Source organism: Flavobacterium sp., from assembly GCF_020217025.1.
GTDB lineage: Bacteria > Bacteroidota > Bacteroidia > Flavobacteriales > Flavobacteriaceae > Flavobacterium.
In genome coordinates this window covers 1-15,293 of record NZ_JAIWOF010000225.1, presented here as the reverse complement: position 1 = coordinate 15,293, position 15,293 = coordinate 1, and the positions used below count along the sequence as shown (strand labels likewise).

Here is a 15,293-nt window from a genome sequence, read left to right as displayed (position 1 = left end):
TATGGTGTAATTGCTACAAATAGCATTACGAATTGTGTTTCTTCAGATGTTACAACTATGGTAACTGCAAATGTTACATCAGTAACACCAGCTGCAAGTATGACTGTAATCCAAAGTGCTTATTTTAGTGGAAATGCCACTTTAACAGTAAATGTAACGGGAGGAAGCGGAACACTAATGTATTCATTAGACGAAGGAACCTTACAATCTTCAAATGTGTTTACCAATGTAAGTTCTGGATCTCATACCATAACCGTAGTTGATACGCAAGGATGTACTTATTTAACCTATACTTTATTGGTAATTGACTATCCTCACTATTTTACTCCAAATGGAGATGGTATCAACGATACTTGGTACATAGCTGGTTTACAAAATACCGATGTAATCCATATTTTTGACCGATATGGCAAATTAATCAAACAGTTAAAAGGAGAAGAATCTTGGGATGGTACTTACAACCAAGAAAACCTTCCTTCAACCGATTACTGGTTTACAGTAGACTATTTGGAAAATGGTGCTAAGAAACAATTCAAAGCGCATTTTGCCATGAAACGATAATTAAAAAAGAGTTAGTTTTTACTAGCTCTTTTTTTTTACAAACATTTCAATTCTTACAAAAAAAATTGTAGTAATTTTGCCCAATCTCTCTACAACTATAAAAATGGAAAACTCAAAAAAAACATTACTCGTTAAAATTCTCAAAGTAACGGGAATCACTTTTATTATTTCATTATTACTACTCGTAATATTACCTATTGTTTTTGCTGATACCATTACAGAAAAAGTAAAAATATTGGCCAATAAAAACCTAGAGGGTGAATTAAATTTCAACGAATCAGAATTGTCCTTTTTCAAACATTTCCCTTCTTTAACATTGACCTTACACGAATTAAATCTTAATGGTTCAAAACCTTATAAAAATAAATCGTTAGTTTCTGCAAAAGAAATAAGTTTTGGTATCGACGTTTGGTCGGTAGTTTTTGGAAGTCAGACTGAAATTGAAGAAATCTATCTAGAAGAAGCAAAAATTAATGTATTAGTCAACCAAAAGGGAGAAGCTAATTACAACATCTATAAATCGAATTCTAAAGACACAACAACTTCATCTGAAAGTGCCTCTTTAAAGTTAGAAAACATTCAAATCAATAATAGTCAGTTAGTTTATAACGATAAGTCAACCAAAATTCTTATCGAAGCAAAAGGTTTCAACTACAAAGGAAAAGGTGATTTATTGAAATCCAATTTTAGCTTAAAAACTTCGGCCAGAATTGACAGTTTGAGTTTTACTTATGACAAAAGTGAATACTTAAAAAACAAGAAAGTAAAAGCAGATTTAATCACAAAAATCAACACCAATTCGCTTTCTTTTATTTTTGAGAAAAACGATTTGGTCATCAATAAATTACCCGTTGAATTTACAGGTTTCTTTGATTTCTTGAAAAATGGTTATCAAATGGATTTCAAATTAAAAACCGAAGACAGCGATTTAGATGACTTGTTCACTGCTTTACCTGCCGAATATGTTTCTTGGATGACCGAAACTAAAATGAAGGGAACAACCTCCGCTTTCTTAACTTTAAAAGGGAAATATATAGCTTCTGAGAATTTAAGTCCAGAAGTGAATTTCAACATCAAAGTAAGAGATGGCTATGTAAAACATGAAAAAGCGCCTTATCCCGTTGAGAATATTTTCTTGAATTTAGATACTAAACTTCCTAATTTAGACATCAATCAACTTAAAGTACGATTAGATTCGTTGTATTTTGATGTAAATAAAAACAAATTAAGTGCGATTTTAATTTCAGATGGCTTTGGAGAACAACTTAAAATTGATTCAAAAGTAAAATCAAAATTAGATTTGGCTTTTTTGAGTACTGCGCTTCAAATTCCGAATTTTAAATTAGCAGGAAGTTTAGATGCCGATATCGTTTCTAAAGGAGATTATATTAAAAAAGATAAAAAATTCCCTGTAACTAAAGGAAATTTTGAACTTACTAACGGATTCATTCAAACCGCTTATTATCCAAAACCGATTCAAAATATTAATTTAAAAGCGAGCTTAAACAGTCCAACAGGTGAATTTAAAGATGCTTCTTTTATCCTTTCTCCAGCTAATTTCACTTTTGAAGGCGAACCCTTTAACTTAAATGCTTCATTTAAAAATTTCGATGATATCAATTACGATGTAAAAGCAATAGGAACATTAAACGTTGCTCGAATTTACAAAGTTTTCTCCCAAAAAGGACTAGATATAGATGGTTTCATAAAAGCTGATTTGAGCTTGGCTGGAAAACAAAGCGACGCTTCAAATGGAAGAATTGCCAACTTAAAAAACAGTGGAACTCTTGAAGTAAAAAACATCAAAACCACAAGTACTTATTTGGCAAAACCCTTCTTAATCGAAAACGGATTGTTCACTTTCAATCAAGATAAAATGAACTTTTCTAATTTCAATGGAAAATACGGCTCATCCGATATTACCATGAATGGAAATTTAGAAAATGTCATCAACTTTGTTCTTTCGGAAAATCAAATTTTAAAAGGAAATTTCAATCTAACATCGAATTATTTGAATGTTAATGAATTTATTCCAACCCTAACTTATGAAACGGATGATGAAACCGAGAAAACTGAAGTTTCTGGAGTAGTTCAAATTCCAACAAATTTGAATGTTTCCATCCAAACTAATGCTGTAAAAACGCAATATGACGACATTACCATTGAAAATTTAAAAGGTAATTTAGTCATTCAAAACGGTAGTTTACAACTTTTAAATAGCAGCTTAGGTATCATTGGTGCTACCGCTAAAATGGATGCTTTTTATAAAAACGAAGGCACACAAAAAGCGTATTTCGATTATAAAATCAATGCTTCCGAATTTGATATTAAACGCGCTTACAACGAAATTAAAATGTTTCGAGAAATCGTAACCGCGGCAGAAAGTGCGGAAGGAATTGTAGGTTTGAATTATTCGATAAAAGGTGTTTTAAACAATCAAATGGCACCTGTAATGCCCTCTTTAGAAGGAAGCGGAACTCTTTCCGTTAAAAAAGTAAAAATGAAAGGCTTTAAATTATTGAATGTCGTTTCGGCTAAAACCGAAAATCCAGATATTAAAGATCCTGATATTTCGAAGGTGGATATCAAATCAACCATTAAAAACAACATTGTAACTATCGAACGTTTCAAATTCAAAGTAGCTGGTTTTAGATTACGATTTGAAGGACAAACGAGTTTAGACGGAAAATTAAACTTGAAAATGCGTATCGGATTACCACCATTAGGTATCATTGGAATTCCGATTAAAGTATTAGGAACACAAGAAAATCCAGACATCAAATTAGGAAGAAAATCAGAAGATTTGGAAGAAACGGAATATGTTGATGGTGTAACGCCTATTAATACGACGGTTCCTGCAACTACCACTCCTACTCCAACCATTCAGAATGATAGTGTCCCTAAAATTGAACCAGCCGTTCCTGTTGAAAAAACAGAATAGTACTATCCTATTTAGTTGTATCAAATTCTCAAAATGTTTTCCTTCTTTGTGAAAAAGTCGTAATTTTACGTCAAACATCACAAGTAAAATTATGGAAACGCATTTTGAAAGTAATCCACTGATTGACAGATTACCAAAACATTTAAAACAATTCATCAAGCCGCAAGTTTATGATGATTATACGCCAATTAACCAAGCCGTTTGGCGCTATGTTATGCGTAAAAATGTAGATTATCTTTCAAAAGTCGCTCATAGTTCGTATTTAGAAGGCTTACAAAAAACAGGTTTGGAGATTGATAATATTCCCAACATGTACGGCATGAACCGAATTTTAAAAGAAATCGGTTGGGCCGCAGTTGCCGTTGATGGATTCATTCCACCTAATGCGTTCATGGAATTTCAAGCGTATAATGTCTTAGTTATTGCTTGCGATATTCGCCAGTTAGAACATATTGAATACACTCCAGCTCCAGACATCATTCACGAAGGCGCAGGTCACGCTCCTATTATTGCGAATCCAGAATATGCTGAATATTTAAGACGTTTTGGTGAAATTGGTTGTAAAGCGATTTCATCAGCACGTGATTATGAATTGTATGAAGCGATTCGTTTGCTTTCAATTTTAAAAGAAGCAGAAGATACTCCAGCAGAAGAAATCAAAAAAGCGGAAGAGCAAGTGGATTTCTTACAGAATAATATGGGCGAATTATCAGAAATGTCTCGCATTAGAAACCTACATTGGTGGACAGTAGAATATGGTTTAATTGGAACCGTTGACAATCCAAAAATTTATGGTGCGGGATTACTTTCTTCTATTGGAGAAAGTGCTTGGTGCATGACCGACAATGTGAAGAAAATTCCATACGATATTTCGGCAGCCGACCAAAGTTTTGATATTACTAAACCGCAACCTCAACTTTATGTAACATCTGATTTTGCTCAATTGAGTCAAGTTTTAGAGGAATTTGCGAATAAAATGGCATTACGAACTGGAGGATTATCGGGAATTAAAAAATTGATTCATTCAAATGCTTTAGGAACAATTGAATTAAGTACTGGACTTCAAATTTCAGGCGTTTTCACTAATGTTATTGAAGATGAAGGAAAACCAGTTTATGTTCAAACGACAGGAAAAACAGCACTTTCTCATCGAGAAAAAGAATTGGTAGGTCACGGAACTGAATATCATGCTGAAGGTTTTGGTTCGCCAATTGGAAAACTAAAAGGTATTAACTTGGCGATTGAAGAAATGAGTCCAAGAGATTTACGAGCTTATGATATTTACGAAGGCGAGCAAGTAACTTTAGAATTTGAAGGCAACATCAAAGTTGTAGGTGAAATTGTAACCGGAACTCGCAATTTACAAGGCGAAATCTTATTGATTAAATTCAAAAATTGCACCGTTACTCATAATGATACGGTTCTTTTCCAACCAGAATGGGGCATTTATGATATGGCTGTGGGTAAAAAAGTGATTTCAGCTTTTTCTGGTCCGGCTGATGTGAATAGTTTTGATATGATTAATCACGTTCCCTCTTCGCAAACGATTAAACAGAAAAAATCGGCTGAAAGAGAAGAATTAGAAAGACTCTATTTAAGTGTTCGCAACATCAGAGAAGGAAAACCTGCTGCGACTACTTTAAAAGAAGCATTTGCTTCGGTTTCTGCTGGACATCCAAATGATTGGTTATTATCCGTTGAAATCGCGGAATTGGCTAAAAAAGAAGGAAATTCAGATTTGGTTGATAAAGTTCTAAATCACTTAGAAAAAGTAAAAACTAATCGCCCTGAAATTGTACATTTAGTGGATAACGGATTGGAATTGATTTTTGAAAAAGCTAACGCTTAACCAAAGTAACTTTTGTTACTGAAAAGATTTTCAATCGGCTCTATCTTTGTCAAAAAAAAGAAACAATTATGGGAATTTTAGATTTTTTAGGATTAGGAAATAAAACGAATGATGTTCAGGAATACGTTCAAAAAGGAGCTATTATCTTAGACGTAAGAACGCCAGAAGAATATAGAGACGGTCATATCAAAGGTTCAAAAAACATTGCCTTACAAGTATTAAACGGAAACATCGAAACCATCAAAAAATGGAACAAACCCATTATAGCTTGTTGTCGTTCAGGAATGCGAAGTGGTCAAGCAACTTCCATTTTAAAACAACACGGTATTGATTGCATCAACGGTGGTGGTTGGCAAAGTTTAGAAAATAAATTATAAAAAGAAAGTCCCGATTGAATCGGGACTTTCTTTTATTTTACAATAATAAACTCAACACGTCGATTTTTCTGTCTTCCTTCAAAAGTATCGTTTGAATCTACAGGTTTTTCTTCACCAAATCCTATTGCTGTCATTCTAGTTTCTTCAATTCCATTGGTGACTAAATAACTCATTACTGATTTCGCTCTTGCATCTGATAATTTTTGATTTGCGGCATCGCTTCCAACATTATCGGTATGACCTGAAATATCAATTTTCTTATCTTTATTACGTTTTAAATAACCAACTAGCTCATTCAATTCTGAGAAAGAAGATTCTAAAATCACAGCACTATTTGTATCAAAAAGTACATTTCTTAACACCACTGGTTTATCTTCCACAATTTTTAATTTAGTTTCTTGACATTCGTAGAATTTAATTCTATCTAAACCAAAATCATTTCCGTCCCAATCAGGATTTTGACTCACAATTCTAATCTCAATTTCTTCTGTTCCTTCTGAGTTCCAAAGGACAAAGAACTGTTCCCATTTGTTTATTTTTTTTGGACATTTAAAAGGCACATCTAACAATTTTCCATTAATAGAAAATTGTAATACAGCCGGTGGTCCTGTCTTCACATTTAAAGTACTAGTCCAACAAGAGAAAAAATAAGTGGTATTCTTTTTAACTGAAATCTTTTGAGACCAAACCGTCATATTTTCTCCGTTTGCACCATCAACCGTCATGAAGTTTCCTTCTCCTTTTCCTTTAAAATAAATAGGTGAAAACTTGTAAGCATCATCGGTAATTCTATAATTACCTGCTCCTGCCAACTCTTCTTCATTGTAATCGGAATCAAAAGGCGTGCTTCCTTCTTCAAAATCTCCGTTTTTTACTAAGTTTTGTTCACTTGTAATTAGTCCTTCTGGACATTGTGAAAATACTGCCGATGTGGCCAATATCATCAAATAAAATACTTTTCTCATGCTTATTTAATTATGATTTTTTTAGTACTAACTTGATTTCCTTTTTGAATTTGAAGTAAGTAAACTCCTTTTTCAAGATTGGTATTTTGATTCACCTCATCAATAGAAAATTCTTTGATGGATTGACCTAACAAATTATAAATTACAGCTCTACTTCCGATAAAACTATCAGGAACTTGAATTGCGAAATTACCATTTGATGGATTTGGATAAATACTAATTTCAGCTGTTGTAAAGCTAGTATTTCCCAAAGCCGATTGGTTTAAAACTCCAAAAGGTGAAAAACTCGAAATATTAGTTGCTGAAATCGTATAAGGATTTGTTCCTGTTACGATTGAAGACGATTCGCTGTTCCAAGTTGCGTTGTAATAATGTCCGACCGCTGCTGTATTGCGATTGAACAATCCGTTCTCTTGTGTTTGATTCCAAGTGAAGGAAACATTTACATTACTATCACCTGCAATAGCTTCAGATATGTTCCATGTAGCATTCACTGCTCCTCCTGTAGTATTGGAAATTCCGTCCTGAACGTTAACCGAAAAAGTATCGGAAGTTCCTGTGTTTTCAATAGTAATCGGATTGTAATTGGTTGCAGTTCCGATAGGCAAATTCACCTGTCCTCTTGTTGGGTTTAGATTTTCTACATTAACGGTTCCTGCACCATTTGTGGTAAGATAATTTATAGCATTTCCGTTTAGGATTGCGGCATTTTCTCCTTTAAGATTTACATTGTTTGCATTCAAGGTAACGGGTGCATTTAGGCTTAAATTCCCTCTGAAGTTCAAATTACCCGTCGTTAAATTTAAAGGAGAACTTACGTTTAGGTTATTGGCAAAAGCATTCCCATCTACATTTATATTAAATCCGGAAGGAATGGTTGCGTCTTCCGTTAGTAATGGTGTTGTCCCGGCATTCCAATTTGAACCATTACTCCAATTGTTGTTAACCGAATTGTTAAAAGTAAAATCACCATTAAATTTATACAACTTTACACCACCGCCATTATTTGCAAAAAAATACAGATCATTGTTGATTTCAAAATAACCGAATGGTGTTGATGGTCCTACGCCCGGATTGATGTCAAACGTTTTTACGGTTTGGAACCCATCGCAACGCCAAGGTTCAAAGGCATCGGATCCAAATGCCGCAATACCAGAACTAAACCATAGTGTATTTTTGAAATTATAAAAATTTTTAAACTGATTGTAGGCCAGATTTTGAGAAATTACAGAACTACCTCCTGGCTGATAATTACTCTTAAAAAAAGTTTTTTGGGATTGATTGTAAACATAAATGGATTGTTGGGTCATACCAAAATCAACGCCACTTTGCTCATCTATGACATCAAGATTAGAAAGTTGTACCGTACCCGAAGACGTACCATCGGTTTTCCATAACGTGTTTTTATTACTGCCAGAAGTCATTAATTGTTGAAATAAAACACCACCCGGTACTTCTTTAAACATTAAATCTTTTAAAACATAATAATAATCTGTTCTTGGTGAAGTATTTGCAATTATATGAGTTCCCGCTGTGGTACCATCAGAAATCCATGGCTCCATTCCGTTAGTAGCATCGTAACCTATAAAAATAAGTTTCCCGTTATAAGCGACCATGGTATTGTATACATACACGGTAAGGCCAGCAGGAAGCGGAATATTAACGGTACCCGCATCCGTTCCATTAGTTCTCCAAAGTTGACCTGAACCTGTGAAAAAGTAAACATTACTGCCTAATCGGGTAAAACCATCCATTGGTGTATTTCCTGCTCCAGCTGTCATATCTTTCACCATAACGGTTCCGGAAACGGTTCCGTCAGATTTCCATAATTCATAACCGTTTGCAGTAGTAAATCCAGCAAAAAACATTTCGTTTCCTAAGATGGAATTGTTGCAATATTCACTAATATCACTACCTAAATTAATAGGATATGAAATTGTGGGATCGAATTTTTTTAGTAAAAAAGTTCCGGCAGCTGTACCATCAGAACGCCATAATTCGTTGTGCAGAGTATAAGGAGAATAAGAATCAATCGCATCTACCTGAATGTAGAAAAAATCCTGTGCCGGAATGATTTTGGATATTAAAGTTGAAACACCTGCTACCCCCAAATCTTTTACTAAAAAAGTACCGGCATCGGTTCCGTCGGTAACACCCAATTTTGCTGTAGTTCCTATATTAAAATAAAACTTATTGTTCCATTTGTTATTTTGCCAGAAGACTTGTTTGTCTGACGTAGGTGTTATACCCGCCGCAGCAACATCTTTTACGATTGTAAGTTGTGCATTTGCGTATAATCCTATCACTAAAAGTAATGTTGTGTAAATTTTTTTCATGACGTTACATATTTTTATCAAATATCTAACGTTTTACAACTTTAAGAAATAAGCCGTTTGGCGTATTTTAATTATATGAGTTTATTTTGCTTTGCTTTTTGTAGCATTTCAATTCGATTGTGTGCTTGAAGTTTTCGGTAGATATTTTCGATATGTTTTTTTACTGTTGAAGTTGACAAAAATAAATTATCGGCAATATCCTTGTTTTTCAAACCTTTGCTTAAATGCTCTAAAACTTCAATTTCGCGAGTAGAAAGCTCTACCAATTCTGTTTGACTTTCAGTTTCAAAAGCAATTGGGTTTTTCAATAATTTCAAAGTCTTCATCGCAATTGATGGCGACATTGCTGCTCCACCTGCTAAGGTTTCTATGATGGCTTCATAGATTTTTTCAGCTTTGGTTTCTTTTAGCAAATAACCATCTGCTCCTGCTTTTATGGCGTTAAAAACATTATCATCGTTATCAAAAACGGTAATCATTACAATTTTAATTTGAGGATATTTCGATTTGATAATTTCGGTTGCTTTAATTCCGTTCATGACTGGCATTTCAATGTCCATTAGAATTAAATCTACCACATGATTTTTCTCTAAAATAGCAATTGCTTCTTCTCCGTTTTGAACTGTATCTTTAATTACAATATCTGAAAAATTAGACAGCTTTTCTTCCAATGCTTTTTTTAGAAAGAAATTGTCTTCCACAATAAGTATTTTCACCATAACTACAATTTAACTGTAATAGAATAATGAGTCCCTTTTTCTTCGTTTGACGCTACTTGCAAACTTCCGTTTACTTCTTGAATTCGATTTTGGATATTGGTCAACCCAAATGATTTTTTCTTTTTGGATTCGTAATCAAAACCAATTCCGTTGTCTGAAATTTTAATTTGCAATTCATTTTCTAATTGAGAAATGAACACCGAGATATCTTTTGCATTAGCATGTTTAATCGCATTGTTTACAATTTCCTGAAGAATACGATATAAATTAATGGCTTGTTTTGAAGACAACTGAACATCATTCTGAATATCAAAATCAAATTGAAAACGAATAGTATCTACCGATTCTCCTGCATCTTTTATAAAGTTAAGCATTCTAGATTTTAATTCAGACAAACTCAATTGTTTAGAATTTAAAACCCAAATTGTGTCACGCAACTCGGAAATTGATTTGTTGGCGAAATTAGTAAGTGTGTCTATTTTTTTGTCAATAGCTTCATCAAACTGAACCGAAGAGCTTTTTAAATTATCTAAAATCGAAATGATAAATGTTAATTGCGAACCCACATTATCATGTAATTCTCGTGAAATATCTAAACGTTGTTCTTGAATTTTATAATTGGACTGTTCTTCTAATAATTTATTTTCTAATTCTAATTGCTCTTTTTGCAATTTGGCTTTGGCTCTAAAATTTCGAAACAGAATTAAACCGATGATAACAAAACTCGAAATTAGGAGTAACCAAGTATTTTTTTGCTTCACCTCGGCTTGTTGTTGCAAAATTTGTTTTTCTTTTTTTTCGATTTGGTATTTCGTTTCTAATTCGGCAATTGTTTTGTTTTTTTCAGCCGTATAAATCGAATCTCTTAGTTTGATGTAATTTTCTTGTTCTTCAATTGCTTCTACGAGCTTGTTATATTTTTTGTTAAAAATTATCTTTTGCTGATAATAATCTCTAAGTTTTTCAGCTGTTTCAGATTTTTTAGAATATTCGAGTGCTAAATCAAAATATTTTTTGGCCTCCACATATTGGTTTAATTCTGTTGCTATTGTTGCTAAATTTGTATAACAAGTAGCATAGTCATAATCTGTATATATAATATCATTTTGTTTTACTTTAAAGTCAAGAATTTTAACTGAACGTAAAAGCCACTTTTTTGCTTCTTGAAATTTTTTCTGTTTTAATAATGTATTCCCAATATTATTAAAAGTACTATGCAGTAATAAGGTATCTTTTCCTTTTATGTATTTAAGATTTTGTTTGTGATAAAACAAAGCTTGTTCGGGCTTATTCCAATCATCATAGTTAATTGCAGTAGCATTAAAAGAAGATCTAATATCTTTTGCTTCTGCACCTTTCTTATTTAGAAAAAAATGTATCGCTTTTTTACCATAATAAATCCCTTTAGGATAATCTTCAAAATCGTGATAGTCATAAGATAATCCAATATAAAAAGTTCCCATCCAGTTTTCTAATTTCTCCCTTTCGGCTAATTTTAATCCCGTAATACGATTACGAATTGCATTTTCATATTGTCCGTTATCATTATAAGCTCTGCTCAAATTATTGTATAGCGTAATTATTGAGTTATAATTTTTGGAATCTTTAAACTTTTTTAACGCTTTTCCTCCATAATAAATGGCGCTATCAGAAGTTCCAAAGTCGGTATGAAAAGCATTTTTACAAAAATAATATTCCGCTTCATCTGCATCTGATTTAATTGCTTTTTTAGCTTTCTTGAAATAATAATTAGAAGAATCTTTTGAAGTATAAGCTTTTACCAAAAGTTCCTTGCTATTTTGAGCTAAAACATTATAACTAAACGTAATAATCAAAAATATAAATAGCTGTTTCAACATAATTCTTTTATAATATAAAATAAATATAGTCTTTTTTTTAACATTATTATCTAAGATACCTTTTTACTATAAGATTATGCAAAGACAAAAAATCGTTTGTAATTTGATTCATTTTTTTTGAATCAAAAGATTCTATATTTATTTTGTTTTGACACAATGAATTTCTTGCTTTCAGTTCCTCTATTTTCTGCTGAATTTCTTTAGATTTTGATTTGTAATCTTGTTCCATTTTAAAAAATTTAAAAACTAAAACAACAGAAATCAAAACAACGGGAACCAGAATAAAATACCAATTTTCCATATTCATCTATTTTTAGACAAAAATGGAAAATTGTGTTATAGCAAACAATTAGCCAAAAAGCGTATTTTAATTTGACATAAAATCGGAATACGTACTTTTTATAATGATTTCTGAATTCGCATAAGGGTTTCCTGCATTTGAAATTGTGATTTTCGTTGGATTTCCTTCAGCATCATATTCATATTGGTATAACGTTGGTGCTTCGTTGTCTTTTTGTTCAGAGATTACATTTCGTTTTTCATCATACTGATACATCATTTTACTTTTTAAATCGAAAATCTGATAATTTCCTTCTATTAGCAAACCGTTTTTATAGATTTCAATAGCTAAATTTGCTTCTTTCTTGGCATCTTTATAATACGAAGTTTTGGTGTAACTATCATCTGAAGTGTAATTAGAATATTCGGTGATTTCTGAAAAACCCGTTTCTTTTTCTCTGCAAACTGATTTTATTAACCGATTTTGCTTGTCGTAAGAATATTTCGTTTCTGAAAATAACCTGCCTTGTACAAATTCTTGAGACTTTGTTAATCGCAATTCTTTATCATAGAAAAATAAGGTTTTGTCTTGTGTTTCGCTTAATTTGTAATCGGTAATTTTTGAAACCAAAGAATTATCAATATTGAAATTGTATTTTGTAATTTCTTTCGCATCGCCCAAATCCACTATTACAGAATCTAAATATTGATTGTAAAACGTATAAATTTCCGTTTTTGACCATTCTCTTGCATTGGTTTCTGGATTGAAATAATAGATTTCTTTTTGGATAGTTTGCGTTTTTGGGGACCAATTAAAATGTGCTGTTAGAAATTGCTCTTGCGCTTGTAAACTCAAATTTATAATAATACATATTGATAAAATAAATGTTTTCATTATTGAATTAATTACATGTTTTACACCCCTAAAGTCCCCTCAAGGGGACAATTCTTTCTAAAAATTTTTACTAAAATTATTTTTTAAATAATGGATACAATCTTCCCGCTTCTGAAGTATCAACGTTTTGAATTTGGTAAGTTGTACCATCAGCCAATTTTACAACCAAATGTTTCGGATTTTCGTCATTTTCAATTGAAAAATTACTGCTTTGTAAATACTTTCCATCTTGATAAAATGAAATTTTAAACTTATTGTTTTTTACCCAATAGATTCTTGTTGGTGATTCCAATTTTACAGCATCCTGCCATTCGTGTTTTGCGAAATCGTCTAAATAAAATCCTTTTACAAAATGTACGGATTGATCTACTTCATTAAAAATTACTAAACTGGAATGTTCTGGTGTATCGACTAATTGCACTACTTTTTCAAAATTATTATCATAGGAATCTTGAATCTCAATTTTATCTTCATCCCCTTTTAAAACTGATAGATAATCTTTTCTTGAATACGCCACTTTTTGATAGTGTTGCAACAACGAATCTTTTTCTCTAAATACCTCATCGTATTTTTTAATAAAGTCTAAATCAAGGTTTGTGCTTCCAGAAGTTGTTCCATCTGCGTAAGTAATTTTAATAAACGTAAACGAATTATCTTCCGGTAAAGCTTGACTCAACTTTGCGATTTTGATTCGGTTGTTTTTAGCGTCTAACTCGTAATTGTAATCGATTCGAGAATTGTCATTATACACTTGACTTTTTTTATTTTTAAAAGCGTCGTAAGTATAACTAGTCTCCGATTTAAAATCTCCCGAAACAAATTCGGTGTGCTTTACCAATCCGTTTTCAAAGTATTCTTTGGTAAAATCAGTTCCTGTTCCATCGCCATCTTTGTTGAGTTTTGTATACGTTTTATTATTCTTGTAATCTTGATACAAAATTGTTTTTATAACTTCATTTCGTAAGTCTTTTTGAATTTCTTTTGTGCGGTTTCCGTTTTTGTCATATTCGTAAAAAGTAGTTTGCATGCCTTCAGCAATCATTTTTCTCAATTTCCCTTTTTCGTAATGAAACAAGAACTTCATTGGGTAACCAAATTTTCCTTCAATTGGCTTATATTCGATTTCTTTAATCGTAAAATCGGGATTATAACGATACCCATATTCTCCAATTAGTCTATTTTCTCCAAAATAGGATTCAAGCGTTTGCTTTTGAAAATAAGTGTTTTTAATTTCGGTTGTATAGGCATTTTCTCTAATAAATTCTTTCGTTTCCTTGTTGAATTTATACAGCGATTCTTCCACTTTTATCACATCATCAGAATACCCAAAATCGGAATTTCTAAATTGTTGTTGAGCAAAAATATTGGCAAACCAAAAAAGAAAAAGAACAGCAAATTTCATATGTAGATAATTATTTGTTTTTTAAAGATCATATGTAATCGCCTATCTTCATTGGTGTTGCTTACGCAACTTGTTGTTAGTGGCGATTTCATGTTTAATTGTTTAAAAATTCCAACGGATAAAACGTTTCAAAACCTTTTGAATTCAAATCACGAATGATGTATTTGTCAATTCCGGCCTCTTGAACGATGAAATCATCCTCTTTTTGCGTTTTTACTAATTTGTATAATGTTGAATCTAAGATTACTCCATTTTGAATCACAAAAAACTCAGGTTTCTCTGAAAAAATCCAATACATTCCCGTTGGAGAAGAAAATTCTTCCATGTTGTACCATTCGCCAATTTTTGTGTTTTCGGTGTAAAATCCTTTTAATAATACTGTTTTCTTGAATAAAATATCATAAACCAAAATATCATAATTGCTTTTTACAGCTTCTACATCATTTGTAATTTCTTCTCCATTAGCATCTTTAATAGTAAACGTATTTCCTTCATTTTTCTTAATTTTATACTTTGGATTAGCTATTGCTTGTAAATCAGCTAAAGCCTTATTTAAGACTTCGTCAGAAGCGCCGTGAAAAGAAGTGCTCACTTCATAAGAAGCCGAATTTGTATCATGTTTTTTAACGTAATTCACATCAAATTCAGCATTTCCTGCAGTTTTACCGTTTGAATAAGTAACTTTTGCGAAAGTGAAATAATTGATATTTTCTTGCGCATCAAAATCTAATTGTTCTATTTGCGAACGTAAGATGTTTCCTTTTGCATCATATTCATAAGTGCTTTTAAAAACCTTGTCATCTCTTTTGTATTGCGTTTGATTTCTGTTCTTATCGTATTGATAGGTTTCTGTTAAAGTTGAATATTTTGTGGTATTTTTTTCTGAAATCAACAACCCATTTTTGATGATTTGCTCATTAACTTGATCTTCTTCATTGTTAGCATATTTGATTGATTTTTTAGTATATGAATTTGGTGAAGTGTAATTAGCATAAGTAATTTTTTCAACCATTACCTCTTTTTCATACACTGTTTCTTTGCTCAAATTTCCTTTAGTGTCATATTCAAATACACTTTTTTTAGTAGTATCCTTTTTTTCAATGATTTTAC

12 protein-coding genes are annotated in these 15,293 nt (G+C 32.0%); 4 read left to right on the top strand and 8 right to left on the bottom strand.

The window, feature by feature from the left end:
• The 4 genes from LDL23_RS11885 to LDL23_RS11870 form a co-directional block, all read left to right on the top strand.
• Nucleotides 1–561, top strand: a 561-nt coding sequence (locus tag LDL23_RS11885; protein WP_291265891.1) for a T9SS type B sorting domain-containing protein, incomplete at its 5' end; no start/stop codon positions are given.
• Nucleotides 562–664: 103 nt separating this feature from the next.
• The gene (locus tag LDL23_RS11880; RefSeq protein ID WP_291265890.1) at nt 665–3,502 is read left to right on the top strand and encodes an AsmA-like C-terminal region-containing protein; all 2,838 of its coding nucleotides are present in this window, start codon (nt 665–667) and stop codon (nt 3,500–3,502) included.
• Nucleotides 3,503–3,593: 91 nt separating this feature from the next.
• Nucleotides 3,594–5,351, top strand: coding sequence for an aromatic amino acid hydroxylase (locus tag LDL23_RS11875; protein ID WP_291265889.1), 1,758 nt, complete (start codon nt 3,594–3,596; stop codon nt 5,349–5,351).
• A gap of 68 nt (nt 5,352–5,419) precedes the next feature.
• Nucleotides 5,420–5,728: a rhodanese-like domain-containing protein gene (locus LDL23_RS11870; protein WP_291265888.1), complete on the top strand. Its 309-nt coding sequence runs from the start codon at nt 5,420–5,422 to the stop codon at nt 5,726–5,728.
• A gap of 32 nt (nt 5,729–5,760) precedes the next feature.
• Here the strand turns inward: LDL23_RS11870 and LDL23_RS11865 are convergent, their stop codons facing one another.
• From LDL23_RS11865 to LDL23_RS11830, 8 genes are all read right to left on the bottom strand, one after another.
• The gene (locus LDL23_RS11865) at nt 5,761–6,693 is read right to left on the bottom strand and encodes an OmpA family protein (RefSeq protein WP_291265887.1); all 933 of its coding nucleotides are present in this window, start codon (nt 6,691–6,693) and stop codon (nt 5,761–5,763) included.
• 2 nt (nt 6,694–6,695) lie between these two features.
• A complete protein-coding gene (locus LDL23_RS11860) occupies nt 6,696–9,029 on the bottom strand; it encodes a T9SS type A sorting domain-containing protein (RefSeq protein WP_291265886.1) in 2,334 nt (777 codons plus the stop codon).
• Nucleotides 9,030–9,100: 71 nt separating this feature from the next.
• Nucleotides 9,101–9,748, bottom strand: a complete 648-nt coding sequence (locus LDL23_RS11855) for a response regulator transcription factor (protein WP_291265885.1) — start codon at nt 9,746–9,748, stop codon at nt 9,101–9,103.
• A 2-nt stretch (nt 9,749–9,750) separates the two neighbouring features.
• The gene (locus LDL23_RS11850) at nt 9,751–11,607 is read right to left on the bottom strand and encodes a sensor histidine kinase (RefSeq protein ID WP_291265884.1); all 1,857 of its coding nucleotides are present in this window, start codon (nt 11,605–11,607) and stop codon (nt 9,751–9,753) included.
• Nucleotides 11,608–11,653: 46 nt separating this feature from the next.
• The gene (locus LDL23_RS11845) at nt 11,654–11,908 is read right to left on the bottom strand and encodes a hypothetical protein (RefSeq protein ID WP_150111864.1); all 255 of its coding nucleotides are present in this window, start codon (nt 11,906–11,908) and stop codon (nt 11,654–11,656) included.
• Nucleotides 11,909–11,974: 66 nt separating this feature from the next.
• Nucleotides 11,975–12,781, bottom strand: a complete 807-nt coding sequence (locus tag LDL23_RS11840) for a hypothetical protein (protein WP_291265883.1) — start codon at nt 12,779–12,781, stop codon at nt 11,975–11,977.
• A gap of 76 nt (nt 12,782–12,857) precedes the next feature.
• Complete coding sequence (locus LDL23_RS11835; RefSeq protein ID WP_291265882.1) at nt 12,858–14,183, bottom strand: hypothetical protein; 1,326 nt, start codon at nt 14,181–14,183, stop codon at nt 12,858–12,860.
• Between the two features lie 94 nt (nt 14,184–14,277).
• Nucleotides 14,278–15,293 (bottom strand): hypothetical protein (locus LDL23_RS11830; protein ID WP_291265881.1); only part of this gene is annotated, 1,016 nt, incomplete at its 5' end.

Excerpts from the sequence above, each read along its gene's own strand:
- LDL23_RS11840 (WP_291265883.1), bottom strand. The coding sequence starts at position 12,781 with ATGAAAACATTTATTTTATCAATATGTATTATTATAAATTTGAGTTTA.
- LDL23_RS11865 (WP_291265887.1), bottom strand. The coding sequence starts at position 6,693 with ATGAGAAAAGTATTTTATTTGATGATATTGGCCACATCGGCAGTATTT.
- LDL23_RS11870 (WP_291265888.1), top strand. The coding sequence starts at position 5,420 with ATGGGAATTTTAGATTTTTTAGGATTAGGAAATAAAACGAATGATGTT.
- LDL23_RS11850 (WP_291265884.1), bottom strand. The coding sequence starts at position 11,607 with ATGTTGAAACAGCTATTTATATTTTTGATTATTACGTTTAGTTATAAT.
- LDL23_RS11875 (WP_291265889.1), top strand. The coding sequence starts at position 3,594 with ATGGAAACGCATTTTGAAAGTAATCCACTGATTGACAGATTACCAAAA.
- LDL23_RS11860 (WP_291265886.1), bottom strand. The coding sequence starts at position 9,029 with ATGAAAAAAATTTACACAACATTACTTTTAGTGATAGGATTATACGCA.
- LDL23_RS11845 (WP_150111864.1), bottom strand. The coding sequence starts at position 11,908 with ATGGAAAATTGGTATTTTATTCTGGTTCCCGTTGTTTTGATTTCTGTT.
- LDL23_RS11855 (WP_291265885.1), bottom strand. The coding sequence starts at position 9,748 with ATGGTGAAAATACTTATTGTGGAAGACAATTTCTTTCTAAAAAAAGCA.
- LDL23_RS11835 (WP_291265882.1), bottom strand. The coding sequence starts at position 14,183 with ATGAAATTTGCTGTTCTTTTTCTTTTTTGGTTTGCCAATATTTTTGCT.
- LDL23_RS11880 (WP_291265890.1), top strand. The coding sequence starts at position 665 with ATGGAAAACTCAAAAAAAACATTACTCGTTAAAATTCTCAAAGTAACG.